Source organism: Streptomyces sp. IBSBF 2435, assembly GCF_036815005.1.
GTDB lineage: Bacteria > Actinomycetota > Actinomycetes > Streptomycetales > Streptomycetaceae > Actinacidiphila.
This window is the reverse complement of sequence record NZ_JAJSYW010000012.1, coordinates 1-25,840: the sequence shown is the minus strand read 5'-3', so window position 1 is coordinate 25,840 and position 25,840 is coordinate 1. Positions and strand designations below refer to the sequence as shown.

At 73.5% G+C, this 25,840-nt stretch carries 27 protein-coding genes and 1 pseudogene; 7 read left to right on the top strand and 21 right to left on the bottom strand.

What is annotated here, in order from left to right:
• Positions 1–47: 47 nt before the first annotated feature.
• The 16 genes and pseudogenes from V7E46_RS04335 to V7E46_RS04265 form a co-directional block, all read right to left on the bottom strand.
• A complete protein-coding gene (locus V7E46_RS04335) occupies positions 48–959 on the bottom strand; it encodes a ferritin-like domain-containing protein (RefSeq protein WP_333767156.1) in 912 nt (303 codons plus the stop codon).
• Positions 956–1,744 (bottom strand): ferritin-like domain-containing protein, encoded by a 789-nt coding sequence (locus V7E46_RS04330; RefSeq protein ID WP_333767155.1) that lies wholly within the window; start codon positions 1,742–1,744, stop codon positions 956–958. The genes V7E46_RS04335 and V7E46_RS04330 overlap by 4 nt, the downstream gene beginning before the upstream one ends.
• A 195-nt stretch (positions 1,745–1,939) precedes the next feature.
• On the bottom strand, positions 1,940–2,557 hold the full coding sequence (locus V7E46_RS04325; RefSeq protein WP_333767154.1) for a superoxide dismutase: 618 nt from the start codon (positions 2,555–2,557) through the stop codon (positions 1,940–1,942).
• A 201-nt stretch (positions 2,558–2,758) separates the two neighbouring features.
• Entirely contained in the window at positions 2,759–4,822 is a 2,064-nt protein-coding gene (locus V7E46_RS04320; protein WP_333767153.1) for a HelD family protein, read from the bottom strand.
• Positions 4,823–4,876: 54 nt separating this feature from the next.
• The gene (locus V7E46_RS04315) at positions 4,877–5,503 is read right to left on the bottom strand and encodes a TetR/AcrR family transcriptional regulator (RefSeq protein ID WP_333767152.1); all 627 of its coding nucleotides are present in this window, start codon (positions 5,501–5,503) and stop codon (positions 4,877–4,879) included.
• 215 nt (positions 5,504–5,718) lie between these two features.
• Positions 5,719–6,039: a hypothetical protein gene (locus tag V7E46_RS04310; RefSeq protein ID WP_333767151.1), complete on the bottom strand. Its 321-nt coding sequence runs from the start codon at positions 6,037–6,039 to the stop codon at positions 5,719–5,721.
• Between the two features lie 70 nt (positions 6,040–6,109).
• Positions 6,110–6,376: pseudogene (locus tag V7E46_RS33805) on the bottom strand (MnhB domain-containing protein); the annotation flags it as partial.
• Positions 6,377–6,555: 179 nt separating this feature from the next.
• Positions 6,556–6,900, bottom strand: coding sequence for an STAS domain-containing protein (locus V7E46_RS04305; protein WP_333767150.1), 345 nt, complete (start codon positions 6,898–6,900; stop codon positions 6,556–6,558).
• Between the two features lie 271 nt (positions 6,901–7,171).
• Positions 7,172–7,879, bottom strand: a complete 708-nt coding sequence (locus V7E46_RS04300) for a glycosyltransferase (protein WP_333767149.1) — start codon at positions 7,877–7,879, stop codon at positions 7,172–7,174.
• Positions 7,876–8,502 (bottom strand): SAM-dependent methyltransferase, encoded by a 627-nt coding sequence (locus tag V7E46_RS04295; protein WP_333767148.1) that lies wholly within the window; start codon positions 8,500–8,502, stop codon positions 7,876–7,878. The genes V7E46_RS04300 and V7E46_RS04295 overlap by 4 nt, the downstream gene beginning before the upstream one ends.
• On the bottom strand, positions 8,499–9,272 hold the full coding sequence (locus V7E46_RS04290) for a PIG-L deacetylase family protein (RefSeq protein ID WP_333767147.1): 774 nt from the start codon (positions 9,270–9,272) through the stop codon (positions 8,499–8,501). Before V7E46_RS04290 ends, V7E46_RS04295 begins: the two co-directional genes overlap by 4 nt.
• Entirely contained in the window at positions 9,269–10,318 is a 1,050-nt protein-coding gene (locus V7E46_RS04285) for an acyl-CoA dehydrogenase (RefSeq protein ID WP_333767146.1), read from the bottom strand. The genes V7E46_RS04290 and V7E46_RS04285 overlap by 4 nt, the downstream gene beginning before the upstream one ends.
• A gap of 131 nt (positions 10,319–10,449) precedes the next feature.
• On the bottom strand, positions 10,450–10,578 hold the full coding sequence (locus V7E46_RS04280) for an LPFR motif small protein (RefSeq protein WP_333767145.1): 129 nt from the start codon (positions 10,576–10,578) through the stop codon (positions 10,450–10,452).
• Positions 10,579–10,632: 54 nt separating this feature from the next.
• Complete coding sequence (locus V7E46_RS04275; RefSeq protein WP_333767144.1) at positions 10,633–11,823, bottom strand: zinc-dependent alcohol dehydrogenase; 1,191 nt, start codon at positions 11,821–11,823, stop codon at positions 10,633–10,635.
• A 164-nt stretch (positions 11,824–11,987) separates the two neighbouring features.
• A complete protein-coding gene (locus V7E46_RS04270) occupies positions 11,988–13,025 on the bottom strand; it encodes a YihY/virulence factor BrkB family protein (protein ID WP_333767143.1) in 1,038 nt (345 codons plus the stop codon).
• 72 nt (positions 13,026–13,097) lie between these two features.
• Positions 13,098–14,675: a CYTH and CHAD domain-containing protein gene (locus V7E46_RS04265; protein WP_333767142.1), complete on the bottom strand. Its 1,578-nt coding sequence runs from the start codon at positions 14,673–14,675 to the stop codon at positions 13,098–13,100.
• A gap of 188 nt (positions 14,676–14,863) precedes the next feature.
• On the opposite strand from V7E46_RS04265, the gene V7E46_RS04260 reads away from it, so the two are divergent.
• Entirely contained in the window at positions 14,864–15,100 is a 237-nt protein-coding gene (locus tag V7E46_RS04260) for a DUF6479 family protein (protein ID WP_329174445.1), read from the top strand.
• A gap of 37 nt (positions 15,101–15,137) precedes the next feature.
• On the top strand, positions 15,138–15,704 hold the full coding sequence (locus V7E46_RS04255; RefSeq protein ID WP_333767141.1) for a type 1 glutamine amidotransferase domain-containing protein: 567 nt from the start codon (positions 15,138–15,140) through the stop codon (positions 15,702–15,704).
• A gap of 29 nt (positions 15,705–15,733) precedes the next feature.
• On the opposite strand, the gene V7E46_RS04250 is transcribed toward V7E46_RS04255, so the two are convergent.
• The 3 genes from V7E46_RS04250 to V7E46_RS04240 form a co-directional block, all read right to left on the bottom strand.
• The gene (locus V7E46_RS04250; RefSeq protein WP_333767140.1) at positions 15,734–16,801 is read right to left on the bottom strand and encodes a WxL protein peptidoglycan domain-containing protein; all 1,068 of its coding nucleotides are present in this window, start codon (positions 16,799–16,801) and stop codon (positions 15,734–15,736) included.
• A 215-nt stretch (positions 16,802–17,016) separates the two neighbouring features.
• Positions 17,017–18,993: a metallophosphoesterase family protein gene (locus V7E46_RS04245; protein WP_333767139.1), complete on the bottom strand. Its 1,977-nt coding sequence runs from the start codon at positions 18,991–18,993 to the stop codon at positions 17,017–17,019.
• A 121-nt stretch (positions 18,994–19,114) separates the two neighbouring features.
• Positions 19,115–20,323, bottom strand: a complete 1,209-nt coding sequence (locus V7E46_RS04240) for a HupE/UreJ family protein (RefSeq protein WP_333767138.1) — start codon at positions 20,321–20,323, stop codon at positions 19,115–19,117.
• 173 nt (positions 20,324–20,496) lie between these two features.
• On the opposite strand from V7E46_RS04240, the gene V7E46_RS04235 reads away from it, so the two are divergent.
• From V7E46_RS04235 to V7E46_RS04225, 3 genes are all read left to right on the top strand, one after another.
• The gene (locus tag V7E46_RS04235; RefSeq protein WP_333767137.1) at positions 20,497–21,168 is read left to right on the top strand and encodes a hypothetical protein; all 672 of its coding nucleotides are present in this window, start codon (positions 20,497–20,499) and stop codon (positions 21,166–21,168) included.
• A 76-nt stretch (positions 21,169–21,244) separates the two neighbouring features.
• Positions 21,245–21,466, top strand: coding sequence for a helix-turn-helix domain-containing protein (locus V7E46_RS04230; RefSeq protein WP_329174452.1), 222 nt, complete (start codon positions 21,245–21,247; stop codon positions 21,464–21,466).
• On the top strand, positions 21,463–22,152 hold the full coding sequence (locus V7E46_RS04225) for a Clp protease N-terminal domain-containing protein (RefSeq protein ID WP_333767136.1): 690 nt from the start codon (positions 21,463–21,465) through the stop codon (positions 22,150–22,152). Before V7E46_RS04230 ends, V7E46_RS04225 begins: the two co-directional genes overlap by 4 nt.
• Before the next feature lie 22 nt (positions 22,153–22,174).
• Here V7E46_RS04225 and V7E46_RS04220 read toward each other — a convergent pair whose 3' ends face one another.
• Positions 22,175–22,378, bottom strand: coding sequence for a DUF6191 domain-containing protein (locus V7E46_RS04220; protein ID WP_329174456.1), 204 nt, complete (start codon positions 22,376–22,378; stop codon positions 22,175–22,177).
• 206 nt (positions 22,379–22,584) lie between these two features.
• On the bottom strand, positions 22,585–22,992 hold the full coding sequence (locus tag V7E46_RS04215) for a hypothetical protein (protein ID WP_333767135.1): 408 nt from the start codon (positions 22,990–22,992) through the stop codon (positions 22,585–22,587).
• A 453-nt stretch (positions 22,993–23,445) separates the two neighbouring features.
• Between V7E46_RS04215 and V7E46_RS04210 the strand changes: the two genes are divergently transcribed.
• Together V7E46_RS04210 and V7E46_RS04205 are read left to right on the top strand one after the other, a co-directional pair.
• Complete coding sequence (locus V7E46_RS04210; RefSeq protein ID WP_333767134.1) at positions 23,446–23,814, top strand: MarR family winged helix-turn-helix transcriptional regulator; 369 nt, start codon at positions 23,446–23,448, stop codon at positions 23,812–23,814.
• 126 nt (positions 23,815–23,940) lie between these two features.
• A partial coding sequence (locus tag V7E46_RS04205; protein WP_333767133.1) for a glycoside hydrolase family 3 protein occupies positions 23,941–25,840 on the top strand: 1,900 nt, incomplete at its 3' end.

Sequence of the window (25,840 nt, the reverse complement as noted above, 5' to 3'; positions counted from 1 at the left end):
CCTGACGGGGAACGGACTGCTCGGCCCCGGCCCAGGGCTGTGCGCGGTCAGACCGTCAGAAGCGCGGGATCGGCGGCCTTGTCCACCGGCAGGAAGGTGTCCGGCACCGGGTACTGGCCGAGCACGAAGTGCAGGATGGCCGCGTGCATCGCCTCGACCGGCGCGATGCTCGCCGCGGTGGCGATCCCGGCCGCCGCATGTACGTTGTACGTGGCGAACAGGTACGTCTGCGCGGCCTGGTCCTCCAGCTGGAGCGCCAGCTTCGCGACGTCGGTGACCGTCTTGGCCTTGCCCAGCGCCGCGAGGGTGGCCGGCTGGTTGGACAGCGGCACATTTGTGATCGCGGGCTTGCCCGCACCTGTCAGCACCGCGTTCCACGCCTTGGCGTGGTCGGCGTGCTGGGCCATCGCGGTGGTGATGAAGGTGGCGACGGCCGGCGGCACCGTACCGAGCTTGCCCGCCTTGGCCGCCGTCAGCGCGGTCTGGTAGGCGCCGACCGCCTGGTTCTCCAGTGCCACCGCGAGCGCGACGATCTTCAGGTCGCCGGTGTACTGGCTGCTGGAAGAAGACGAGGACGAGGAGCTGGACGGCGCCGCGCCGACGCCCTTCGTCGAGGCGGCCGAGTTGGTCTTGTCGCCATTGGAGCAGGCGGCCAGCGCCACGGCGGCCGTGAGGCCGGCGGCGCCGGCGAGGAAGCGGCGGCGGCCCGGAGCGCCCTCGGCCCCCGTGCCGCGGCCGAGGATGTCCCCGGCCCCGCCACCGCCGCGAACGTACCCGGCGCCGCCGTCGCTGCCGACGTCCTCAGCCCCGCCGCCATGACTGCGGATGTCCTCGGCCAGGTCCACCGCGCGGGCCCGCATGTCCGGCAGGGTGTCGCGGTGGGCGGTCTCCATGTCGCGGGTGAGCCGGGCGAGCTGGTCCTCGCTGATCGGCATGTCCCAGTCGCGTGAGGTGGTCACTTCACGGCCCCCTCAGAGATCGGCGAGGCGTTCTTGGTCGGGTAGAAGGTGTCGGGGATGCCGACGCTGCCGACGGCCGCGGGGAGCTTGGCGGCATCGGTCGGGATGGCGATCAGGTTGCCCAGGTTGTCGGCGAGCAGCGCCTGCACGGCGAGCAGCGTGGCCCGGTGCTGCGCCTCCACGGGCGCGACCGACGCGAACAGCTTGCGCAACTGGGCGCTGCTGACCTGGCTGACGTTCTTGGTGTACGTCTCCGCGGCCACGTCCTCCAGCGTGATCGCCAGCTTCACCACGTCCGCCGGGGTCTTGATCGACGGCAGGGTCTGCTTGACGATCGCCGCGTACTTCGGGTCGGGCGCGGTCTGCTGCTTGCCGCCGGCCTGGGTGACCGCCGAGTTGAACGCCGCCAGGTGCGCCTGGTGCTGGGTGGTGGTCTTCGCGATGAAGGCCGCGATCGTCTTGTTGCCGTCCTTGATGAAGGACAGGCCGGCGGCGGTCTTGTACACGCTGATCGCCAGGTTCTCGATCGACGCGGCGGTCTGCAGCGCCATGACGTCGTCGCTCGACGTGGCGGCGACGGCACGTGCCGGGCTCAGCAGGGCCGCGGCGCCCGCCGCTCCGGTGGCCGCGCTTCCCCGCCGCCACCAACGGCTCGGCTGCGGACCCGAGGCCTCGGCGAAGTCGCCCAGCGCGGCCTGGGTGATGCGTACGGCGTCGCTGTTCAGGTCCTGTGACTGCTCGGTCAGTTCTTCGAGCAGCCGGGTGTCGATGTGCTTTACGCCCATCACGCCCCATCTCTCCGGGCGCCCGCTCGGTCAGCAGGCGGGAAAGACCAGCTTCGTGACTGCCGGCACCGGTGATCGGCCTCAACACGGGGGCGCCCCGAAAGGTCACCCGCCAGGCGCAATAAGCGACCGGCCGCCGGCGGGCGGGCCGGGAAGCCCCCGTTCGTCCTCCCGGCCCGCCCCCGGCGGGGTGTGTCAGCCGGCGACGGCCGCCGTCGCCGCGGTGAAACGGGCCTGGACGTCGGCCCAGTTGACGAGGTCCCAGAGTTTGGTGACGTAGTCGGGGCGGACGTTCTTGTACTGGAGGTAGTAGGCGTGCTCCCAGGCGTCGAAGACCAGCAGCGGGGTGGCGCCGTGGCCGACGTTGCCGTGGTGGTCGTAGACCTGCTCCACGATCAGCCGCTTGCCGAGCGGCTCCCAGGCGAGCACGCCCCACCCGGAGCCCTGTACGGACGCGGTCGCGACGGTGAGCTGCTTCTTGAACGCCTCGAATCCGCCGAGGTGTTCGTCGATCGCGGTGGCCAGCGCGCCGTCGGGGCGGCCACCGCCGTCGGGTGCGAGGTTCTGCCAGAAGATCGAGTGCAGCACGTGCCCGGAGAGGTTGAACGCGAAGGTCTTCTCCAGGCCGACAAGGCCGGTCGGGGTGATCGCGTCCTTGTCGCGGACCTCGGCGATCTGCTCCAGCGCGTCGTTGGCGCCCTTGACGTACGCCGCGTGGTGCTTGGCGTGGTGCAGCTCCAGGATCTCGCCGGTGATGGCCGGTGCGAGGGCGGAGTAGTCGTACGGCAGGTCAGGAAGAGCGTAAGTGCCCATCAGGCACGGCCCCTTTCCATGGTGGTCGTTAACGTGCCACGGCCACCCTAGACCGCTATTGCGAGGTTGTTGCAACAACGACCAATGTGCATCACCATGGTGTCGGGCGGGGTCGGCCCGACAGCTTCGGAAGTCCTTTTCCTCGCTGATCGTCTTTCACCCGGCACCCGCCGGCCGGCCGGCCCCGCCCACCCGGTTCCGTCATGCCGTCCGGGCCAGCGCGGGCGGCAGCGGCGCCGAATGGATGACGTGGAGGCGCGAGACGGCCCGGGTCAGCGCCACGTAGAGGCGGTTCAGGCCGCGCGGCTCGGCCTGGACGATGGCGGCGGGTTCGACCACGACGGCGTGGTCGTACTCCAGTCCCTTGACGGCCGAGGCCGGCACCACACCGACCCGCGCACCCGCCCCGTCCGGCCCGGACACCGCGATACCGGCCGCGACCAGCGCGTCGCGCAGCCGGGGCGCCTCGGCGTCGGCCGCGATGACGCCGATGGAGCCCTCATGGGCCAGCGCGGCCCGCACCGCCGTGACGGTCGCCGCCGCGGTGTCGTCCGCCGCCTCGATCCTCAGGTCGCCGTCGCCGTCGCGGCGCAGGGAGCGGGCGGGAGGTACGTCCGCGTCGAGGTGTTCCAGCAGCCGGTTGGCGAGGGCGGCGACCGCGCCGGGGAGGCGGAAGCCCGTGGTCAGCTGGGTGACGACGCCGTCCGGCTTGCCCAGATGGCCGAGCAGCTCGGACCAGTCGCGCGCGGCCCAGGGGGTGGTGCCCTGGGCCAGGTCGCCGAGGACGGTCAGCGAGCCGAAGGCCGAGCGGCGGGCGATGGCGCGGCACTGCATCGGCGACAGGTCCTGCGCCTCGTCGATGACGACATGCCCGTAGCCGGCGGGGCGTTCGATCAGGCCCGCGAGCTCGTCGAGCAGCACCAGGTCGGCCGCCGACCAGCGGGCCGAGGTGGACGACCGCGGCGGCCCGGCCCACAGCAGCGCCTTCTGCTCGGCGCGGCCGAGGACGCCCTCGGCCGCGGCGGCCAGTACGTCCGGACGGGTGAAAAGGTCCGCGAGGACCTCCTCGGGCCGTACGGCGGGCCAGACCGCGTCGACCAGGGCGGTGACCGGTCGGCTCCGCGACACCCTGGAGGTCCACGAGCCGGTACGCGGTCCCGTCCGCCGCTCAGCCTCCTCCTGGACCGCGCGGACGACACGGGTACGGATACGGTCGCGCCCCACGGCGTAGGCGGGTTCCTCGGCCCGTACGTCCCGGACGATCCGCGCCAGCTCCCCTGACGGGATCCGCCAGCGGTAGGAACCGTCGGGCAGGACGAAGGACTCGGCTCCCTCGGGCCGTACCCGCGCGTAGAGCGCCCGGCGCAGGACCCCGGCCATGCGGAGGTCGTGCTTCACCAGGGCCGCGGCCTCGGCGTCACGCGCCTGGACCGGGTGGCCGGCGATCTCGTCCTCGACGGTGGACTGCCGCACACCGGACTCGCCGAGCGCGGGGAGCACTTCGCGGATGTAGGACAGGAAGGTGCGGTTGGGCCCGAGGATGAGCATTCCGCCGCGCTGGACGCGCTGCGGAAAGGTGTAGAGGAGATAGGCCGCGCGGTGCAGGCCCACCGCGGTCTTCCCGGTGCCCGGGGCGCCTTGGACGCAGATCGAGGTGGTGACGTCCTGGCGTACGAGGTCGTCCTGTTCCGGCTGGATGGTGGCGGCGATGTCGCGCATCGGTCCGACCCGGGGGCGCTCGATCTCACCGGCGACGATGCCGCTCTCCCGCGCTTCGCCCGCGCCCGGGTACTCGTCCTCCAGGCCGGTCAGATCGGCGGAGTCGCCCCGGCTCCCGGCCGTCCAGCCGAACCGCCGCCGCACGGCGACGCCCCGCGGGTCGTGCGGGCCCGCCTGGTAGAAAGCGCGCGACACGGGGGCGCGCCAGTCGACCACGAGCGGCGGGGCGGCGGGGTGCCGGGAGATGCGGACCCGGCCGATGTGGTAGCTCTGCCCGGCGTGGCCACCCGCGGTGGCGGCGTCCTGGGCGAAGCCGATGCGGCCGAAGAACAGGGGTCCCGCGGGGAGTTCGCGAAGCACTTCGGCCTGGCTGCGCAGCCGGTACCCGAGCACTTCGGCGTCGGCGCCGGAGGCGGAGGCGTTCTCGCCGACGATCACCTGGTCCTGGGCTCCGTCGATCATCGCGCCCAGCGCGGTGCGGCATGCGTCGTGGTAGCTGCGTTCCTCGGTGAGGGCATCACTGAGAGCGGCGTCGGGGAGTGTCATTCCACCGAGAATAATGCAACCCAGTAAAGTTTTTTACCTTAATCGGGTCACCGGTCACACGTAGCGGGACAGACCGGCTGCCAGCTGGGTGAAGGCGTCCTCGGCCGCCGCCGCTGCTTCGGGCCGGAGCGCGTCCGCGCTCCGGCCTGCGGCGATACACCGCCAGTTCTCCTGGGCGAGGATGCGCTGCACGGCGATGATCTGCCCGGCGGCGAGCCGTACCCGGATACCGGCGCTCCCGCCGCCGAGGGCGTCCGCGAGCGCGGCCTCGTCCCGCTCCAGGTGCGTGTGCAGCCGCGCCACCAGCGACGGGGTCCCGTACAGCAGTCGGTGGAAGGCGAGCACCTCGGCGTCGTCGTTCAGGCCGGTCACGGGGTCGCGCCGGTCGAGTCCGTCAAGGAAGTGCCGCCGCAAGGCGTTGAGCGGGGAGCACCCGGCCGGGCGCTGTACGACGACCCGGCCGGCCTCCCCCTCGTGGTCGGCCAGCCGGTGCAGCACGAGGTCCTCCTTGGCCGGGAAGTACCGGAAGAGGGTCGGCTTGGAGATGTCGACCGCGGCGGCCACGGCGGCGACGGTCACGCGCTCGAAGCCCTTGTCCAGGAACAGGGCGATGGCGGTGTCGGAGAGCCGCTGGTACATCTGCTGCTTTTTGTGCTCGCGCAAGCCAGGGGGGTTGCTCATGGTCATGCAGCGTATGGCTCCGCCGGCCAGAGGGTGACGGCGGCCGGTCCCCGCCACGGGCCTCCGCGGTGAGGCGGCCCGGGTGACGGCCGCGGCCCGCCGCCTGTGTCGCCCACTGCGGCAGAGGGCGCGCCCCGCAGGGGCGCGGGGAACTGCGCGCTCAGCCCCCCCCCCACCAGGGGAAGGCAGCGACGCCACCGCGCTGTGGCAGGACCTCACCCCTGCCCCGCCAGCACAGCGCACAGCACGGCCACCCCCGACGCGAGCCACGCGAGATAGTCGCCGAGGTGCCCGGAGTGCAGGCGGCGCAGGCCGTTCAGGCAGGTGCGTACCGTCCGGGCCCAGAAGATCCGCAGCGCCGCGCGCAGCACAGCGCCGCCGGTCGGCGCGGACGTGGCCGCGTAGACGGCCGGGAGCCAGGGGTACGCATGGCCCGCGGCGTCCTCGGCCGGCGCCTTGCCGAGCGCCGTGCCGAACGGCGGCAGGCCGGCCGGGGCGAGCCCGCCGGCGACGAACAGCGCGCCGGTCCGCGGCACATCGCGCGCCCGCCCGAACAGCCTCGACGGCCTGGTCGAGGAAGTGGGCCAGCAGCACGATCACCCCGGAGGCCACCTCGATCCCGACGGCGGCGTTGAAGAGCGGCACCATGCCGCCGGACGTGATCGTGTTGAAGGTGCCCAGCGGGAGTACGTTCCGCAGGAAGGCGCCGCCTGCGGCCAGTCCCGCCAGGCCCATCGCGGTGAACGAGGCCGCCGCGAGGGAGTCCGCGACGTCCAGGGCGGCGAGCGGGCGTACCCGCTGGAGCACGCGGTAGTCGGCGGCGAGATAGCCGAGGTGGAGGCCGGTGGCGAGGATGGCTCCGCCCTGGAGGCCGCCGCCGGGGCTGAGTCACCGACGCCGCGCGCTCACCGTGTGCATTCTGGGCGGCTGCCAGGACGCGGATTCCGCACGCACCGCGCCGCGCGTCACCTGTACGGCCGCACGCGGGGTGTGGAGGGCCGTCGTGCCTCCGTGTGCGTCCGTGCGCGGGGGGGCGTACGCCCGCGCCGGGGTCACCGCACCGGGACCGGCGCCGCCGCGGCCGCCTCCAGCGAGGGGAACACCTTCAGGACCCGGTCGAAGCCGACCAGTTCGATGAGCCGCCGCACCGCGGGCTGCGGGCCGGCGATCCGTACTTCGGTGAGCCGCTGCACTTCGAGCAGCACCCGCAGCAGGCTGGAGTCGCCGAAGGTGATGCGGGTGGCGTCGATGATCACCACAGGGGAGTCCACCGCGGCGGACCGCAGCCGACTCGCCAGCGGTTCGAGATTCTCCACGTCGAGATCGCCTTCGGGGGCGATCACCGGGAACTCGGCCTGGTCGGCGCCGGCGGCCGGCTTGTGGCGCTCCATAGTCATGCCGCGCGTCTGCCCACTGCGGCGGATCCCACACCCGGCGCATCCGATCCCGCAGCCGGCGGGCCAGGACACCGCGCGCCGCACGACGGCGAACGCGCCCTGACCCGCGGTCAATGCGGCCGGATGATCCCCGGACCCGCCACGGGCCAGGACCCGCAGCCGGCCAGAAGACGTCCCGCTGAACCGGCGCCCCGACCCGCCGTCAACCCGGCCGGGCGGTCACCGGATTCGGCACGGCCACCGGCGCGCGGGCAGCCCGAGGACGCCCACTTCAGCCCGCGCCCTGACCCGCCGCCAGCGCGGCCAGGTGGTCGCCGAACCCGCCACGGGCCCGGGCCCGCAGGCGCGCGGAGGTGAGTACCGGGGAGTCCGCGGTGCGCAGGACGCGGTGGCCGCGCCCTTCGAGCGCGGCCACCAGGGCGCGGTCCTCGCCCGCGCCCAGCGGCGGGAAGCCGCCCGCGTCGCGGTAGGCGTAGGCGGCCACGCCGAGGTTGGCGCCGTGTACGTGCGGGTGCCGCCAGGGCGTCCCCGCCGGTGGGCGCCCGGCCTCGTAGCCGCGTGCGTGGCGCTCGGCGGCGGCGGAAGGCGGCAGGACGACGGTGCCGACGACCGCCGCCCAGCCCTCGTGGGCGCGGGCGCGCTGGTGGGCGAGCCAGTCGGGAGGGACGACGCTGTCCGCGTCGGTCGCCGCGATCCAGATCCCGCCCGCGGGCGCGCCGAGTTCGGCCAGTGCCCGGTCGGTGCCGGCGGCGCGGGCGCGGCCGGGGTTGCGGTAGTCGCCCTCCACGACGAGCGCGCCCGCGCGGCGGGCGACCGCGGCGGTCCTGTCGTGGCAGGAGTCCGCGACGACCACGGTGAGCACGCGCAGCCCGGCGAGCAGCGGGTGCCGGGACGCGGCGGCCAGTGCGTCGAGCGCCGCGGGCAGCAGCGCCTCCTCGTTGCGGGCCGGTACGACGACGGCCATCGAAGCGACGTTCACACCAGTCCCTCGCGCGCAGCGGGACTGGCCGGCGGCTGTCCGTCGTGGCCGGCGCGCTGGTGGACCTGGAGGACGAAGTCGTCCTCGCGGTGGTCGGCCACCGGGTGCAGCCCCGCGGTCGCGCCGACGACCGCGGCGACGCCGGTCCCGGTGCTGCGGTGCTCGGGCACGGGGTGGTCCCAGTGCACGGTGACGAGGGTGCCGCCCGGCTCCAGGCTCGCGACCGTGCGGGCCAGCAGCGCGTCCAGCTGCGCCGGTTCGAAGTAGTAGAGGACTTCCGACAGCACCACCAGGTCGAAGGCCCCCTCGGGCCATTCGTCCGGCACGGTCATCCGCTCCACGGCCACGTGCGGGAATTCCGCGGTACGCGAGCGGGCGGTGCGGACGGCCGAGGCCACGCGGTCGCAGGCGAGCACGGCGTCGCAGCGCGGGGCGAGGCGCCGGGTGAGTTCGCCGACCGAGCAGGCGGGCTCGAAGGCGCGGCGGTATCGCGGCAGCGGGAGCGCCGCCACCGTCAGGTCGTACTTGCGCTGCTCGTACCAGCGCTCCGTCAGGTGCCAGGGGTCGTCGGCGTCGCGGTACATCGTGTCGAAGTAGCCGGTCGGCGTGCCGGAGCCGGTCATCCGAAGACCACCTCGACGTGCCGGAGGTGGTGGGCGATCTCGTCCGGGGGCAGGACCGGCGCGTCGCCGGGTCCTGGGCCGAGCGGCCGGATCTGGCTGGCGAAGCGCTCGACGGCGGCCCGCTTGCGCGCGACCGCGTCCGGGGTGAGCGTCACGCGCTGCGCGGAGGTCCAGGGCAGGGCCGGGTCGTCGGGCCGCGCCCAGTGCCACATCCACACCGGGTACATCAGCACCGGCACGTCCGCGGCGCGGGCGGCGGCCAGCGTGGCGCGGCCCACGGCCTCGTGGTCGCCGTGCACGTCGCCGATCCACGGGGTCAGGCACAGCGCGGCGCCGGACAGCGGGCCGGCGAGCTTCTTGGCGATCTCGTCCTCGTGGAAGGGGGTCTCGGTGTCGGGCACGTGCAGGCGGACCACCTCGGCGGCGGACGCGCCCAGTTCCGCGAGGGCGTCCTTGACCTCGGCGGCCCTGATCCCGGCCATCTCCCGCGGGGTGTGGACGGTGCTGTGCGGGTGGGACCGCTCGCCGTCGGTGACCGACACGAGGGTCAGGCCGACGCCCGCCCCGGCGAGCAGCGCGATCGTGCCGCCGGCGGCCAGCACCTCGTCGTCGGGGTGGGCGGCCACGACCACCACGCGTCCGGTGCGCGGCAGCCGGCATTCGGGCAGCCGCTCCCAGCCGTCCCACGCCTGCCAGAGGCGCTCGTCGGTGCCGGGCGCCTGGATGGGGTTGGCGTGGGCGGGTCCCGAGCGCCCCTGCTGCTCCGTCACGAGTGCTCCTTACGGGCGACGAGGCCGCCCAGTTCCGCGAGATTGCGTTCCGCGTGGTGCTGGCGGATGTAGACGGTCAGGTCGGCGGCGGTACGCGCGTGCCGCTCGTCGCGGCACAGCGGCCCGGCTCCGGTGGCGCGTCCCACGTGCGTCAGGACATCCGCGCACACCGACTCGACGAACGCCCGGGTGCGCAGGCTCCTGAGCCGGGCGGTGCCGCCGGTGTCGTCCGGGTCGAGGTCGATCTCGACCGCGGCCTGCGCGAGCACGGTCCCGGCCGCGTGCAGCCGCATGTCGACGGCGCCCATGTGGGCGTCGGTCAGGACGTCCTCGCGCCGCCCGGCCGCTGTGCGCAGGGCTTCCGCGACGGCGAGCGCGCCGCCGTACCAGCAGGCGGCGACACCGATGCCGCCGTGCTGGAAGCCGGGCCGGGTCAGGTACTCCCGGACGCCGCCGACGGCGACAGCGTGCACGCCGTCGAAGCGCACGTCGGGGGTGTCGCTGCCCGCCATGCCCAGCGCCCGCCAGGTGCCGGGGACGGGGCGGCAGCCGGGGTCCGCCGTCGCCACCGCGAAGAGCCGGCGGTCCTCGCCCTCGGTGGCGGTCACCAGGGCGTGGGTGCAGCTGTGCGCGCCGGAGCAGTACGGCTTGAGGCCGTTCAGCGTCCAGCCCTGGTCCGTCCGGGTGGCGGTCAGCCCCTCCCCCGGCGGTTCCGCCGCCCAGACGCCCCAGCGCTCGCCGGCGCCGGCCTGCGGGCCGTCCAGCTCCGCGAGGATCGCCGTCGCGTCGACGTGGCCCTCGACCAGCCGGGCCACGCAGAGGTCGTCCGCCGCGACCGCGGTCAGTGCGCGGAAGCGGGCTGCCGTGCGTCCGCCGCCCGGCAGCGGGAAGTCGAGCCGCCCGGCGTCGATGTCGTCCACCCGGTCGGCGAAGGCGGCGGCGGTGCTCGCCCGCGCGGCGTCAGCGGAGAAGCCGGTCGGGGCGCGCGAGCCGGCCGGCCCCGTCGCAAGGGCAGCGGTGATCGCGTCATGGGTGGTGCTGGGCATCGGCGCCTCTCCTCGGGGTCCGCGTCGGGGACGCGCTGGTTCGGGCCGTGACGGCGCGGGGCGCGCCTACGGCAACCTTTGTGCCGGGCGCCGCCGCGCGCATCCCGGTGCCGGGGTGCGCGGGCGGGTGGTCAGTGGCGCCCGTGGGCGCTGTCGGAGGCGCCGCCGAAGAGCCGGGCGACCGCGCGGAAGGGCAGGCTCACGACGGTGGCTATCGCGCCGCCGATCGAGCGGAGAACGTCTGCGACTGCCTTGAACATGGGATGTCCTCTCTCCGGATCATCGGTCGGGCCGCACCGCGGATGAGGGGCGGCTCAGGGCTGGAACAGCACCTTGATGGCGCCGTCCTCCTTCTTCTGGAACATCGCGTACGCGTCGGGCGCCCGGTCCAGCGGCAGGTGGTGGGTGGCGAAGGTGTCCACGCCCAGCGGGTCGTCGTCGGTGAGCAGCGGGAGGATGTCGTCACTCCAGCGGCGTACGTTGGCCTGGCCCATCCTCAGCTGGATCTGCTTGTCGAACATCGTCATCATCGGCAGCGGGTCGGCTGCGCCGCCGTACACCCCGCTGACCGAGACGGTGCCGCCCCTGCGGACCAGGGAGACGGCCGTCTCGAAGGCGCTCAGCCGGTCGATCCCGGCGGTCTCGTTGAGCCGCTCCGCCCACGAGCGGGGCAGGAGGCCGGTGGCCGCCTGCGCGAATTTGGCGACGGGGCTGCCGTGGGCCTCGGTGCCGACCGCGTCGATGACGCTGTCCGCGCCCCGGCCGCCGGTGAGGTCCCTGACCGCGGCGACCAGGTCGTCGGGCGAGTCGAAGGCGCTCAGGTCCAGCGCCACGGTGCCGTCGTGCGTGGCCCGCTCCAGCCGCTCGGGCACGAGGTCGACGCCGATGACGACCTCGACGCCCAGATGGCGGGCGACCCGGCAGGCCATCGCGCCGATCGGTCCCAGGCCGAGCACCACCAGGGTGCCGCCCTTGGGCACCTCGGCGTACTGCACGGCCTGCCAGGCGGTGGGCAGGACGTCGGAGAGCAGGACGAAGCGGTCGTCGGGCGGACCCTGGGGGACCTTGATGGGCCCGTACTGGGCCTGCGGCACCCGCAGGTACTCCGCCTGCGCGCCGGGCACCGCGCCGTACAGCTTGGTGTAGCCGAAGAGCTGGGCGCCCATGCCGTGCTCCGTGACCTGGGTGGTCTCGCACTGGGTGGGCAGGCCCTTGCGGCACATCCAGCAGGTGCCGCAGGCGATCTGGAACGGCACCACGACCCGGTCGCCGGGTTCGATGCCCGTCACCGCGGGGCCGACCTCCTCCACGATGCCCATGGGCTCGTGCCCGAGGATGTCGCCGGGGGTCATGAACGGGGTCAGGACCTCGTAGAGGTGCAGGTCGGACCCGCACAGGCCGGACGAGGTGACCCGGATGACGGCGTCCGTGTCCTCCTGGATGACCGGATCGGGGACGTTCTCGACCCGGACGTCCCGCTTGCCGTGCCAGACGGTCGCACGCATGGGTCCTCACCTCGCTCATCGGTCGCACCGGGTGGCCGCGGTCGGCGGCGGGCGTGCCGTGCACGCCTCGCGGCCGCGGCCGCATCACGGTCACTGTTCGGCTGCCCCGGTCCACAGCCGTCAAACGGCCTGGCCCGGGGCACCGGCACCCGGGAGCCGGCGGCTCAGCCCGCCAGCCGGCGCTTGTCCTCGTCGCTCCACGCGCGGGTGTCCCGCGGTTCGACGTACGGCTCCTTGCCGGCCGGGAAGCCGCCGGCGACCGCACGCTGGCGGGCCAGCTCCGCGTCGAACTCCAGGCCGAGCACGACGGCCAGATTGGTGATCCACAGCCACACCAGGAACACGATCACCCCGGCCAGCGTCCCGTACGTCTTGTTGTACGAGCTGAAGTACGCCACGTAGAACGCGAATCCCGCCGAGGCGGCCATCCAGATCAGCAGGGCGAGGAAACTGCCCGGGGTGATCCAGCGGAAGCCGCCGCCCTTGGCATTGGGCGCGGCCCAGTACAGCAGTGCGATCATGACGGTGACCAGCACGACGAGCACCGGCCATTTCAGGATCGACCACGCGGTCAGGGCGCTGTCCCCGACGCCCAGCCAGGTGCCCGCCTGGTGTGCGAGGGGGCCGGTGAAGACGGCGATGACGGTGCTGGCGACGGCCAGCGCCATGAGGACCACGGTCACGGCCAGCCGCACGGGCAGGATTTTCCACACCGGGCGCCCCTCCGGCACGTCGTAGACGACGTTCGCGGTACGGATGAACGCCCCGACGTATCCGGACGCCGACCACACCGCCGCCAGCAGGCCGAACACGGCGATGAGCGAGCCGGTGCCCGCGTTGCCCTGGAGCTGGCGCACCGCCTCGCTGATGGTGTCCCTGGCGGGCCCCGGGGTGAGGTTCTGGACGTTGGAGAGCACCTTGTCGGTGGCGGACGGCCCCGCGGCGCCCAGCGCCGAGACCATCACCAGCAGCGCGGGGAAGAGCGACAGGACGCTGTAGTACGTCAGCGCGGCGGCGCGGTCGTTCAGCTCGTCGCGCTGGAATTCCGCCAGGGTGCCGCGCAGCACCTTGCGCCACGAGCGGGCCGGCAGCTCGGCCGGCCCGTCCGGTTGGTCCCGCTCCACCTGTGCGTCGGGGCCGGGGGTATCGGCGCCCGGCGGCTGCGGGTCGTCGACGTTGCTGTTCGTGTCGTGGGGCGCCATGACCTCCGGCTGTCCCCATCCGGGCCGCCCATGCACCCGGCCGGGGCACGGACGCCCCGGCCGCCCGCGTGCTCAGCCGAAGGCGGTCAGCTTGGGCGCGCGGGACTTGCGCCAGGCCGCGGGGAGGTCGCGCAGCGCGGTGGCGGCGGCGGTGTCCTGGAGGGCGTACAGGCGGCCGTAGTCGAAGGTGTCGACGCCGTCGGCCGCCGCCACAGCGGCAAGCTTCGGCAGCGCGGCCCGTGCCATGACCGCGTCCTGGTGGTCGCCGAGCACCTGCTGCACGGCCTTGGTGCGCTTGCGCAGCCGCTCCGCCGTCCGGCCGCCGTACGGCAGCGCGGTCTCGGCCGTGTGGCGGGCGCGCCTGACCGCCTTGCGCGCGCTGTGCAGCGCCTCGTCCCGCTTCCGGCCGGGCGCGGCCTTCATGGCGCGCTTCATCCGGGCGGCGGTCCGCTTCTGGTCGCGCGCCGCCGCCCTGCCCAGCTGCCGGACAGCGGGCAGATCGGCCGTGGCCGCGCGGAGCGGCGGGTCGGTCCGCAGCGCGTCCAGCGCGTCGAGCAGTGCACGGTGGCGGGCCCGGTCGAGCGCGGTCACGGCCCGCCGGTGCGCCTGGCGGTGCAGCGCCTTCTCCTGGTCCCGCACCCGGGCGGCGAGGCCGGCCCGCGCGGGCGGATCGAGCGTGCGGGCCTGGGCCGCGAGGCGGCCGGCCAGCACTTCGTGGTCCCGCGAGCCGCCGAGCACCCGCGTGAGCCGCCGCAGCTCGGCGGCCACCGGGTCGGTGCGCTCACGGTCCAGGACCCGGCCGTTGCCGCGCAGCAGATTGCGCAGCCGGCGGCTGGTGGAACGCATGCGGTGGACGGCGTCCGGCTCGTCGGCCCGTACCGCCCCGTCGAGGGAGAGCAGCAGGTCGACCTGCTCGCCCAGCCGCCGCATGACGGCCTCGCCCGCCGTGCCCGCGCGCGGCAGAGCGGCCGGGCGTCCCGGCATGGCGGCGGAGCCGAGTCCCGCGGTCAGCGCGTGGTCGAGCTTGCTCGCCGGGCGCGCCAGGTGGTGCCCCGCGTCCGTCATCCAGCGGGTCGCGGCCCGCAGCAGCCCGGGGTCGCCGCGCTCCAGCTCGATCTCGATCTCCGACCAGCGCAGCAGCCGGGTGGACGTGCCCTTGGCCGCGGCATCGGTCCCGGGGGCCGCCCCGAGCCGTTCGACGCCGAGGAGCTGCGCGTCCACCTGGTCCTGGGCGATCTCGGCCAGCGGCCGGTCCCGCTTGTCCAGCAGCAGGTGGCGGCGCCTGCGGGTGCGCAGACGGGCGACGGGCAGCAGGTCGCGGCCCCTGGCGTACGCCTTGATCCTTCTGCTCAGCTCGCCCGGCACCTTCCCGCGCTTTCCGGCCCGCAGCGGGGCGTGGAATTCGCGGCGCCCGCTGCCCTCGGCGGGCAGCTTGAGGTGCCAGCCCGCGTCGTGGCCGCCGGAGCGCCGCCGCAGCGTGCAGCCGTGGGCCAGCAGGCTCAGGTCCGCGGTGTCGTAGTACAGCGCGTCCAGATCCTCGGGCGCCACCTCCCGTACCCGCGCGACCTCGGGCAGCCGGGCCAGGCCCGCCGGGTCGAACACACCGCTGCCTTCGAAAGTGACTTCCTGTTCCAGGACGTTGGTGGACATAACCTCCGCCTTCCCCGGTACGGGCGGGCGAAGCGGACCGCCGCGCCGCGGGCGCCAAGCGCGTGGGCCGCGCACCGGCCGGCCGGATCCGTTAGGTGCCGGGCGGGACGGGTACGCGCCTGCTCAACGGCCTCCGATCCAGGTGGACGCACCCCCAGCGCATGCACGGCCTTTTTAGGAGGCGGACGATGGACACAGCACTCTCGCACCCCGCATACCTCGCGGGCGGGGCCACCGCCGGCTGGGCCGCCGGATTCGGCGTCCTCGTCGTGGCCCTGATCCTCGTGGCCTTCTGGTGGGGCTCGCGCCGCGCTTCGCGCAGGCCGGTGCCGCCGCAGGAGCCACAGGCGGGCGCCGGGTCGTGGCACGCGCCGGACGAGAGCGAGACCCACCACACGGCCAGGTCGTCCGACGACGGGCGGTAGCCGGCATTCACCGCAGTTTCAAGGAAAGGAGCAGGTCATGGGCAAGGACGATCTCCAGGGGCGCAGGATCCTCGCGCTGGTGACGAACTACGGGGTCGAGCAGGACGAACTGGTCGTACCGGTGGAGCACCTGCGCGGGAACGGCGCCCAGGTCGATGTGGCGGCGGTCTCCGCCGAGCCCGTCCAGACGCTGGTGGGCGACAAGGAGCCCGGCAGGAAGGTCTCCCCCACGCTCACGCTGGACGAGGCGGACCCGGACGGCTACGACCTGCTCCTGGTGCCGGGCGGCGCGCTGAACGCCGACCATCTGCGGCAGGAGGGCAAGGCCGTCGAGACCATCCGGGCCTTCGCCGCTTCGCGGCGCCCGGTGGCGGCGATCTGCCATGCCCCCTGGGCGCTGATCGAGGCCGGCGTCGTGCAGGGCAAGACGCTGACCTCCTACGCCTCGCTGCGCACCGACATCAGCAACGCCGGCGGCACCTGGGTGGACCGGTCCGTGGTCAGCGACGACACCAACGGCTGGACGCTGGTCACCTCCCGTACGCCCGAGGATCTGGACGACTTCCTCCGTGAGGTCGAGGAAGCGCTCATCACCTCGCCCTGAGGTGCGTGACCGCGGTCGGGCGGCCCGCGTCAGCTCTGCGGCGCCGCCTGCCCGCGGAGCGTCTGCTCGACGGCCTCCCTAACGCGGGCGTCCTCGCGCAGCTTGCGCCTGGCGCGGTTGCGGCGGGCGAGGACGACACCTGCGGCGACAGCCGCGGTAAGGACGACGACCAGCAGCAGCAGCGTCCAGGCGACGGCCAGGCCGCGGGCCGTGGCGCGGACCGGCTTGAGCGCGGCGGTGGAGCCCGACGCGTCCGTGAGCAGCGGCGTGAGGGTCGCGGTGGCGGTCAGGCTGACGCCGGGCGTCACACCGTGCACGGGTACCTTCACCTTCCAGCGCTCGCCCGGGAGCAGCTGCGGCGGCGCGGCGATGTCGCCGGCTCCGGCGCGCAGCCATCCGAACGGGCCGGAGACCGACACGGCCTGCTTGGCCGACAGCATGACGTTGCCGGTGTTGTGGATCGTGTAGCTGACGGTGGCGTCGCCGGTGCCGAACGGGTTGAGCGAGCCGCTGTAGTCCGCGTGCAGGCCCTCGATCGCCAGGCCCGGCTTGAGCGCGCCGCCGACCCGCAGCGTGACGCGGATGCCGAGGCGGCGGTCCACGCTGATGCCCTCGGCGTCCTCGGACTGCGTGAGCGAGGTGAGGAGGCCGCCCACGTAGTCGCCGGGCGTGGCGTTGCCGGGAACCGCGACCTCGAAGGGGATCTGGACGGTCTGGCCCGGCTTGATCACGACGCTGTTCCGGTCGGCGTGCACCCAGACGCCGACCGCGGTGGACTTCTTGTCCTTGGTGAGCAGGTCGAGCCGGCCCTTGTCCGTTGTGAAGCCGTCGGCGGCGTAGACGGCGAGTTCGAGCGGCGTCGTGCCGCGGTTGGCGACGGCCATGGCGTCCTCGACGCGTCCGCCGGGGTTGACGGAGTAGCTGTAGCTGGAGCGGGCGTCGCCGTAGCTGTTGGAGGCGGTCCTGACCGTCCAGGCCGCGTCGCCGTCCCCGGCCCGGGCGTGCCCGGCGGCGGGGACGGCGACCGCGAAGGCGGCGAGCAGCGCCAGGACGGCGGTACGGACGAGGGTGGCGACGGCGGTCGTCCGGCGGGTCATGGGCGCATGCATGGCGGGTTTCCTCGGGCGGTCGGGGTGAGTGCGGTGTCAAGAAGGGGTGTCGGCGGGCGGGGACCCGGGGGGGGGGGGGGGGGGGGGGGGGCGGCCCCCCCCGCCGCGGCGGTGGTCGCTGCTGCTCCTCGGGGTGGGGGGCGGGGGGGGCGGCGGCGGGGGCCCCCCCCCCCCCCCCCCCCCCCGCCGGGGTGGAACAGGGGTCAGCTGCTCAGCGCGGTGATCGTGAGAGTCGCGGTGTAGCTGCCCTTCGCCACGTTGCCGGGGATCTTCAGATCCAGGTCGGCACCGAGCCTGGCCGTGCCCTTGGGGTGGCCCTGGTCGGCCCAGCCGAGTCCGCGCGAGACGGACAGGCCCTGGCCGCGGTCGTCGTAGCCGGAGGCGACGGCCCCCGCGGCCTTGGCGCCGGCGCCGGCCGTGACCACCTTCGGCGTCCAGCCGAGGGCGGCGCCGGAGAACTTCTTGCCGGCGTCGTCGAAGTCGCTCACGCTGGCCGAGATCGACCAGGGTGCGAGCGAGCGGCGGCTGTCGGAGACGACGATCGGGTTGATCGTGCCGGTCGCACCGAAGTAGTCGCCGTCGTGGTCCTGGGCGGTGCCGAGGTCCACCAGGCCGTTGTAGCCGTCGATCGTCCAGCCGAACTCACCCGGTGCGGCGTTCGGCACGTTGACCCGCAGGTCCTGGCCCGTGCCGTGGTAGGGGTGCACGGTGACCTTGTCGACGAGCGAGCCGACCGGCTGGTTCGCCGGGGTGTTGTTGCACCAGCTGCCGCGCTCCACGGCCGCGTTCGGGGCCGCGCAGGTGCCGCTGCGGACGTTCTCCACCACGAGCTTGTCGTCGCGCACCTGGACCTTGACGTAGGTGCGGACGTGCTCCTGGTTCTCGACCGAGTTGTACCAGTAGTCCTCCGGCTTCAGCGGGTCCGCGCCGTTGCCGGCGCCGCTCGTGGCGCTGTTGTCGGGAGCCGTGATGTCGTAGTACTTCGAGCCCGAGGCGGAGTTGGCGGTCACGTAGAGCACGCCGCCGGGACCCGGGTAGACGTCGGCGTCGCCAGGCTTCTCGGCCGGGTTCGCCTTCTCGCCGTTCTTGATCTCGTAGCTGCGGGTGTAGCTGTGGTCGTGGCCCTGGAGCACCACGTCGACGCCGAGCTTGGAGAAGGTCGTCGGGAAGTCGACCCGGCGGACCTTGTTGTCGCTGTCCTTGGCGTGGTCGGCCGCCGAGTAGATCGAGTGGTGGTAGACCAGCACCTTCCACTTGGCCTCGGAGCCGTGCTGGTTGATGACGTCGGTGACGTAGCCGATGTGCGCCGCGTCGCCGCCGCCGCCCTGGGAGGTGGCGTAGCTGTTGCTGTTCAGGTCGATGAACAGCACGTCCTTGTAGATGTACCAGTAGTCACCGCCGGACGTGTCGGACGTCGGCTTGCCGTTGGAGTACAGCGAGGCCGAGCGGTCGGTGTTCGGAGTGGAGAAGTGCTGCTCGTACGCCTTGCCGCCGACGTCGTGGTTGCCGATGGTCGCGGCCCACGGGTACTGGCGCAGCTTGGCGGGCGCGAGGAAGGCGTTCCACTGGGTCTCGGTGTTGGCGCTCTCGACCTGGTCGCCGCCCGACACCAGCAGTTCGGCGTCCGGGTTGGCCGCGAGGGAGACGTCCAGGGTGTCCTGCCAGCCGGCCTGGTCCTTCGCCAGGTCGCCGGACGAGCCGATCTGGGGGTCGCCGTAGAAGAGGAAGTCGAGGTCGCCCTCGAAGTCCTGCGTCTTGAAGGCGTACGTCGGCGACCAGTTGCCCCCGGAGCCGGCGCGGTAGGAGTACGCCGTGCGCTCCTTCAGGCCGGTGATGGTCGCGTGGCGGTTGAAGCCGCCGGCGGTGGTGGTGTTCGCCGCACCGGTGGCGGCGAAGGAGGCCGCGCCCGCCGGGAATTCGCCGTTGACCAGCGCTGAGGTCGGGACGACCTGCAGCTCCTGCACGGTGTCCTCCGAGGAGTACCACGTCACCGTGCGCTGGGTCTCGTTGGCGCCGACACCGAGGACGATGCCGGTCAGGCTGGCGGGCGCCGCGGCCTGCGCGGGGGACGCCAGCCCGGCGCCGAAGGCCATGACCAGGCCCATGGTTGCCGCCGTGGCCCCGATGGCCACGTGCCGCCGCACAGACCCGGGGGCCTGCGTCGATCTGATCGATCTCATCTGATCTTGTTCCTTTTATGGATGGAACGACATGGTGCTGCGGTCATCAAGTTCCCATCGCTTGGTAAACACATCGCAAATACAGCCTTCGCCGGGGTTGAACTTCGAAGTGGAACGGGTCTCAGATCCCGAACACCCGTTGCAGGAACCACACCAGCCCCATAGCGGCCACACCTGCGGAGACCGCGCCGGTCACCCACAGGCCGGCCGTCGGCGACCGGCGGCGCAGCAGGGTGAGCAGTGGGAAGACAGCGGCGATGATCGACAGCTGGACGACCTCGATGCCGACGTTGAACACCAGCAGGGACCCCAGCAGCGTCCAGGACCACGCCTGGTCGATCCCCAGCGCGCCCGCGAAGCCCAGGCCGTGCACGAGGCCGAAGCAGAAGACCACCCCGAGCCGGATCCAGCCGGCCGAGTCCAGGCTGAAATGGCCGCGTCCCGCCGTGTCGAGGTCGGCGGCGTGCCCGCCGCGCCGCCTGATCCGCCACAGGTACCAGCCGGCGACCACCGCGATGGACAGCGCGATGACGGGCTCCACCAGCCGCGAGGGCACATCGACCGCCCCGAGGGCGGCGAGCATGAACGTCACCGAGTGCGCCAGGGTGAAACTCGTGGCGGCGAGCACGATCTCGCGCAGCCGGCGCGAACCGGCGATCAGCGCCAGCAGGAACAGGATGTGGTCGGTCCCGGTCAGCAGGTGCTCGGCGCCGAGCCGGAAGAACTCCCAGAACCAGGCGTACCAGGGCTGGTCGACCGAGAAGGACGGATGCGCCGCGTCCAGCGCGGCGCTGCCCGAGCGGCCGTCGAGGTCGTAGGTCACGATCGTCTTGGTGCCGCTGACGTAGGTCTCGGCGTCGGGGAACAGCCCGCTGCGTATCGCGTGGCCGCCGCCGATCTCCGGGCAGGTCCAGTCCAGCGGCAGGACGGCGTACGGTACGCCATCCTGCCGGTCCATGGCGAAGTCGCCGGCCCGCCGCGGCGTGCACACCTCGCCGTCCGCGGTGACCGCGAAGCGCGCGGTGACGTACGACGTGGCCGACGCGGCGTGGGCGTTGAGCGCCGCGCCCTGCGCCTTGGTGTCGCCGGCGTCGAAGGCGGCGGTGCCCGCCGTGAAGAGGCCGTCGTCGTGCTCGGCGTCGGCGGCGGAGACGACCAGCAGGTCGTATTCGAGCTTCAGCGCGGTCCGTACCAGGCCGCCATCGCCCTCGGCGACATGGACGTACGCGGTGGACGAGAATCCGTGGGCGGCGGCCTGCGGCGCGGCGCTCAGAAATCCGATCAGCGCCGCGGTGATGCCGATGGCGGCGCGGCGGACCCGGTGTGACATGGGGCTCCTTGAGTCGGGAGTCGCACGCTGCACGGCAGGGGTGAACGGGATACGGCACGTTGGCGAACCGTGGAAAAACAAGCTTCCGAACGGCGTCCGCGGGCGTATACGACTGGGGACGGGCCCACAGGATGGGATCCGCACCATCCACCACCACCCGGAGGACGATCGCCTTGCGCCCCCCGCTTCGTGCCGTCGCCGCGCTGGCCGCGGCCGCCGCGCTGACCGCCGGATGCGGTTCCGCCGACGACTGGTCGCGTCCGCACTCCGTGCCCACCTCCCTCGGCACCCTCGGCCCGGGGTTCATCGACACCGCCGCGCCGCCCGCCCCCGAGGCGACCATCACCCCGCGGCCCGGCTCGTGGGACGGCGTCCGCCCCTCGAAGGGCTACCGCGTGGTCCTGCTCACCGCGGGCAGCGGCGGTCCCGTCACGGCACTGGTGGCGGCGGTCAGGAGCTGGGCCGAGGACGAGCACATCACCCTGCGGACGGTCGTGGCGGACGGCCCGGCGGATCTCGTCCCCAGCGTCACCAGGGCCATGGACATGAACCCCGACCTGATCGTCAGCGCGGGCAACGACCTCATCGACCCGCTGGCGACGGTCACCCCGAACCACCTGTCGCAGCAGTTCCTCGTCGTGGGCGCGGAGTTGGCCGAGCCCACCGAGAACGTCACGGCCGTCGACTGGACCGGCGCGTCCTTCCGCGGCGAGGGGCTCGGCGCGTCCTCGGCGTACGACCCGGCCTCCTTCACCGCCGGGCGCTGCGCGGCCTCGGTCAGGGCGGGCGTCGCGGCGGTGCTCAACAAGGTGACCGGGGTCGTGATCTGGCTCGACGCCGTCTGAGCGCCGGGCCGTCCCGGAGGCGCGCATCGTCAGCATATGTTGACGCAATCCCCGGCGTCAGCATATGCTGACGTCCATGGAGAGCACACTCGAAATCACCGAGGGTGCCGCCAGCAACGACCCCGATGTCGGGCTCCGCGCTGTCGCCGCCCTGCGAGAACTCACCGAACGGCTGGAGATCATCCAGGTCGAGAACGCCCGCGGGCTCGGATGGTCCTGGCAGGACATCGCCGAGCGGCTCGGCGTGACCAAGCAGACCGTCCACCGCAAATACGGCCGACTGATCGGGAGGCGATGATGCTCGAACGTTTCACACCCGACGCCCGCGCCGCCGTGGTCCACGCGCAGACGCACGCGCGCCGGCTCGGACACACCTACGTGGGCTGCGAGCATCTGCTGCTCGCCGTCGTCTCGGTCGACCAGCCGGCCGCCGCCGTGCTGCGCGAGCACGGCCTCACACCGGAGCGCGTCGAGCGGGAGATCATCCGCCAGGTCGGGCTCGGCGCCGGGTCCCGGCTGTTCGGCGCCCTCAACCGCGACGCGCTGGCCTCCGTCGGGATCGATCTCGACACCGTACGGGCCAGGGTCGAGGAGTCCTTCGGGCCGGAAGCCCTCACCCGCGCCGACAAAGCCGTCCACCGCGAGTCCCGTACGTCCCGGCTCGCCCGCACCCGCCACTGGCGCCGCCGCCGCGCCGCCCGCGCGCTGCCGGCCGCGCCGGTCCCCGCTGCCGCCGGAGCCCGTCAGGCGACCGCTACCCGGCCGGCCGGGCACATCCGGTTCAACCCGCGGGCGAAGGAAGGCCTGGCCAACACCGTCCGCGAGGCGCAGGCGCTGCACGACAACCGGATCGGCGTCGAGCATCTCGCGCTCGGCCTGATCGCCATGAACAGCCAGATGATGCGTTCCGTCCTGGCGGCGCTGGGCGCCTCGGCCCAGCCGCTGCGGGCCGCGATCATGGACCGCCGCAGGGCGGCCGGCTGACCCGGCCGGCAGATCCGCCGGGTCAGGCGGCGTCGTCGGCCGCGTCGTCGGCGCCGGCCGTCGGCTTGCGGGGCGGGCGCACGGTGACCGTGCCGGAGGCGAGGTCTATCGGACCGCGCGCCGGGTCGTTGCTGCCCTCGTCCTCACGGGTCAGCGCCAGGCGGTTGCGCTCGTCCTCGGTGTGCTTGCGCGAGGGCACGAACAACTCGTCGATGAGGTTGAACATACCGATCCTCCCGTGGGCGACTCGCGCTACCCGGACCAGGCTACGCCCGCGACCGCCGGAACCGGCTGGGACGGGGTTGGGGGGGGGGGGGGGGGGGGGGGGGGGGGGGGGGGGGGGGGGGGGGGGGGGGGGGGGGGGGGNCCCCCGCCCCCCCCCCCCCCCCCCCCCCCCCCCCCCCCCCCCCCCCCCCCCCCCGGGACACCGGGTCAGGAGGCGGACACCATGACGTTGTCGAAGTCGGCCGAGGCGTCCGACGTACCGAGGCCGATCCGTCCGCTGCCGAAGGTGCTGTCGGTGGCGCCGACGACGGAGTGGCCGTTGACGTAGCCGGTCAGGGCGCTGCCCTGGGCGGACAGCCGCAGGGTGTACGGGACACCGGTGGCGACGGTGAAGGAGACGCTGCCGAGCACCTTGCTCGTACCGCCGGACACCCGCCGGATCTCGGCCTTGTTCGCGTCGCGCAGCACGAGGGCGTAGTAGTTCGACGCGTCCTGGACCCTCGCCAGCACGGCGACGTATTCGCCGGAGCCGTTGAAGAGGGTGGGCGTGACCGCGGCCTGGACCGCCTGGCCCGACCAGGACGAGCCGGCCAGGGCGACCGCGGCGCCGGGCACGGCGGACTGGGTCAGGACGTGCGAGCCGGCCGACCTGACCGCCCAGGAGCCGCCGGTGGTGGTCCAGCCGTTGGCGTTGCCGTCCTCGAAGTCGTCGCTGAACAGCTGGCCGCCGGTGGGCGGGGTGGTGGGGGGTGTGAGGCGTGCCGCTCTACAGGGGTACGCCCGCGGTGGGCACCGCCTCCGTACTGTCCGCCGATCCGCCGGTGACGACGGTGGTCCCGCCGCCGCGGCCGTCGTGGCGGGTGAGGACGTACGTGGCGACCGCGCCGGCCAGCGCGACGGCCGCCGCGACAGCGAGGATCAGGTGCAGGCCGCTGTAGAAGCTGTTCCGCGACGCGTGGACGAACGCCTCGCGGGACGCGGGCGGCAGCCGGTCGGGGCCCGCGCCTTCGCCGTCTTCGGGGTCGCCGTCGGCACGATGTCGCCCTGTGCAAGGCGTCGCTGTCCGCGGTGCGCACGGCCGAGGACGCGGCGGCCACCCACGGCATCACGCTGGCGCAGCACACGATCCTGCAGATGCTCGACACGGCGGGGCCGGCCTCGCAGCAGGCGCTGTCCGACGAACTGCGGATCGACCGCAGCACGATGGTGCGCTGCATCGACGCCCTGGAGAAGGCCGGCCACGTCCAGCGGCACCGCGATCCGGCGGACCGGCGCGCCTACGCGGTGCACATCACCGACGGCGGGCGCGCGCTGCTGGGCGAGGCCGAGCGGGAGGTGCCCGGCACTCTCGACCGGACGCTCGCCCCGCTCACCGGCCAGGAGCGAGCGGAGCTGACCCGGCTGCTGGCCAAGCTCGTCACCGGCACGGCTCCGTAGGGCCCCGCCGGCGTCGGCGCGGGCTCGATCGACGTCGGCACCCTTGACAGGGCTCCGCCCGCGCTGGCCTTATGGGAGCGCTCCCACTCCTTGGCCCCCCACGGCCTCCCCCCACTCGGAGTCCCCATGTCCAGACGTACGTTCCGCAGAGCGGGTGTCGCCGTCGGCGCCGTCCTCGCGATGCTCTCCCTCACCAACGCGGCGGTGAACGCCACCGCCGCCACGACCGCCGCACCGCGGGCGGCAGGACTGCCCTACCAGGACCCGTCGTTGCCGGTGTCGCAGCGGGTGGACGACCTGCTGGCGCGGATGTCGCTCGACGAGAAGGTCGGGCAGATGACGCAGGTCGACAGGACCGCGCTGACCGCCGCGCCCGGGGACCTGGCGGCGTACCGTATCGGCTCGGTGCTCTCGGGCGGCGGCTCGGCGCCGAGCGCGAACAACGCCGGGGCCTGGGCCGACATGTACGACGGCTTCCAGCGGACCGCGCTGGGCACACCGCTGGGCATCCCGATGATCTACGGCATCGACGCGGTGCACGGCGACAACAACGTCTACGGCGCCACCGTCTTCCCGCACGACATCGGGCTCGGGGCGACCCGCGACCCGGCGCTGGTGCAGCAGGTCGGGCGGGTCACCGCCGAGGAGGTGTCGGGGACCGGGATCGACTGGGACTTCGCGCCGTGCCTGTGTGTGGCGCGCAACGACCGGTGGGGGCGCACCTACGAGTCGTTCGGCGAGACGCCGGACCTGCCGTCGCAGATGACCACCGAGATCACCGGGCTCCAGGGCGAGACCCTGGGCGGCCCGGCGTCCGTCCTGGCCACCGCCAAGCACTACATCGGCGACGGCGGCACGGACGGCGGGGTCAACGAGGGCAACACCACCCTGTCGGAGGCCGACCTGCGGGCGATCCACCTGCCGCCCTTCAAGGCCGCGGTGGACCGCGGGGTCGGCTCGGTCATGGTGTCGTACAGCAGCTGGAACGGCGTGAAGGACCACTCCAACCACTACCTGATCACCGACCTGCTCAAGGGCGAACTCGGCTTCTCCGGGTTCGTGGTGTCGGACTGGGCGGGCATCGACCAGATCGACGGGAAGACCGGCTTCACGGCCGCCGAGGTGGCCACCGCCGTCAACGCCGGTATCGACATGGTGATGGTGCCGACCGACTACAAGTCCTTCGTCGCGGACCTCAAGAGCGATGTGAGCAGCGGCGCGGTGACCACGGCGCGGATCGACGACGCCAACCGGCGGATCCTCACCAAGAAGTTCGAACTCGGCTTGTTCGAGCACCCGTTGACCGACCGCTCCTACACCTCCACGGTCGGCTCCGCCGCGCACCGGGCCGTCGCGCGGCAGGCGGTGCGCGAGTCGCAGGTGCTGCTCAAGAACGACGGCGGCGTGCTGCCGCTGGCCAAGTCGGCGAAGGTCTTCGTGGCCGGGAAGTCCGCCGACGACATCGGCAACCAGAGCGGCGGCTGGACGATCAGCTGGCAGGGGTCGAGCGGCGCGATCACGCCCGGCACCACGATCCTCCAGGGCATCAGGTCCGCGGTGAGCAACCCCTCGCAGGTCACCTACAGCAAGACCGGCGACGGCATCGACGGGTCGTACGCCGCCGCGGTCGCGGTGATCGGCGAGACCCCGTACGCCGAGGGCCAGGGCGACCGCACCGGCTCGATGGGCCTGGACCAGACCGACCTGAGCACCCTGGCCAAGCTCAAGGCCAGCGGTGTGCCGGTGGTCACCGTCCTGGTGTCGGGGCGCCCGCTGGACATCGCGGCCCAACTCCCCGACTGGAAGGCCCTGGTGGCGGCCTGGCTGCCGGGCACCGAGGGCAACGGCGTCTCCGACGTGCTCTTCGGCGACTACGCACCCACCGGCAAGCTGCCGATGTCGTGGATGCAGAGCGCCTCGCAGGAGCCGGTCAACGTCGGCGACGGCAAGACACCGCTCTTCGCGTACGGCTACGGGCTGACGTACACCACGACCCCGCCGACCACCCCGCCCCCGACCACGGCAA

Excerpts from the sequence above, each read along its gene's own strand:
- V7E46_RS04260 (WP_329174445.1), top strand. The coding sequence starts at position 14,864 with ATGGACACAGCACTCTCGCACCCCGCATACCTCGCGGGCGGGGCCACC.
- V7E46_RS04240 (WP_333767138.1), bottom strand. The coding sequence starts at position 20,323 with ATGTCACACCGGGTCCGCCGCGCCGCCATCGGCATCACCGCGGCGCTG.
- V7E46_RS04250 (WP_333767140.1), bottom strand. The coding sequence starts at position 16,801 with ATGACCCGCCGGACGACCGCCGTCGCCACCCTCGTCCGTACCGCCGTC.
- V7E46_RS04295 (WP_333767148.1), bottom strand. The coding sequence starts at position 8,502 with ATGACCGGCTCCGGCACGCCGACCGGCTACTTCGACACGATGTACCGC.
- V7E46_RS04330 (WP_333767155.1), bottom strand. The coding sequence starts at position 1,744 with ATGGGCGTAAAGCACATCGACACCCGGCTGCTCGAAGAACTGACCGAG.
- V7E46_RS04305 (WP_333767150.1), bottom strand. The coding sequence starts at position 6,900 with ATGACTATGGAGCGCCACAAGCCGGCCGCCGGCGCCGACCAGGCCGAG.
- V7E46_RS04255 (WP_333767141.1), top strand. The coding sequence starts at position 15,138 with ATGGGCAAGGACGATCTCCAGGGGCGCAGGATCCTCGCGCTGGTGACG.
- V7E46_RS04230 (WP_329174452.1), top strand. The coding sequence starts at position 21,245 with ATGGAGAGCACACTCGAAATCACCGAGGGTGCCGCCAGCAACGACCCC.
- V7E46_RS04315 (WP_333767152.1), bottom strand. The coding sequence starts at position 5,503 with ATGAGCAACCCCCCTGGCTTGCGCGAGCACAAAAAGCAGCAGATGTAC.
- V7E46_RS04220 (WP_329174456.1), bottom strand. The coding sequence starts at position 22,378 with ATGTTCAACCTCATCGACGAGTTGTTCGTGCCCTCGCGCAAGCACACC.
- V7E46_RS04275 (WP_333767144.1), bottom strand. The coding sequence starts at position 11,823 with ATGCGTGCGACCGTCTGGCACGGCAAGCGGGACGTCCGGGTCGAGAAC.
- V7E46_RS04320 (WP_333767153.1), bottom strand. The coding sequence starts at position 4,822 with ATGACACTCCCCGACGCCGCTCTCAGTGATGCCCTCACCGAGGAACGC.
- V7E46_RS04325 (WP_333767154.1), bottom strand. The coding sequence starts at position 2,557 with ATGGGCACTTACGCTCTTCCTGACCTGCCGTACGACTACTCCGCCCTC.
- V7E46_RS04285 (WP_333767146.1), bottom strand. The coding sequence starts at position 10,318 with ATGCCCAGCACCACCCATGACGCGATCACCGCTGCCCTTGCGACGGGG.
- V7E46_RS04245 (WP_333767139.1), bottom strand. The coding sequence starts at position 18,993 with ATGAGATCGATCAGATCGACGCAGGCCCCCGGGTCTGTGCGGCGGCAC.
- V7E46_RS04270 (WP_333767143.1), bottom strand. The coding sequence starts at position 13,025 with ATGGCGCCCCACGACACGAACAGCAACGTCGACGACCCGCAGCCGCCG.
- V7E46_RS04265 (WP_333767142.1), bottom strand. The coding sequence starts at position 14,675 with ATGTCCACCAACGTCCTGGAACAGGAAGTCACTTTCGAAGGCAGCGGT.
- V7E46_RS04225 (WP_333767136.1), top strand. The coding sequence starts at position 21,463 with ATGATGCTCGAACGTTTCACACCCGACGCCCGCGCCGCCGTGGTCCAC.
- V7E46_RS04280 (WP_333767145.1), bottom strand. The coding sequence starts at position 10,578 with ATGTTCAAGGCAGTCGCAGACGTTCTCCGCTCGATCGGCGGCGCGATA.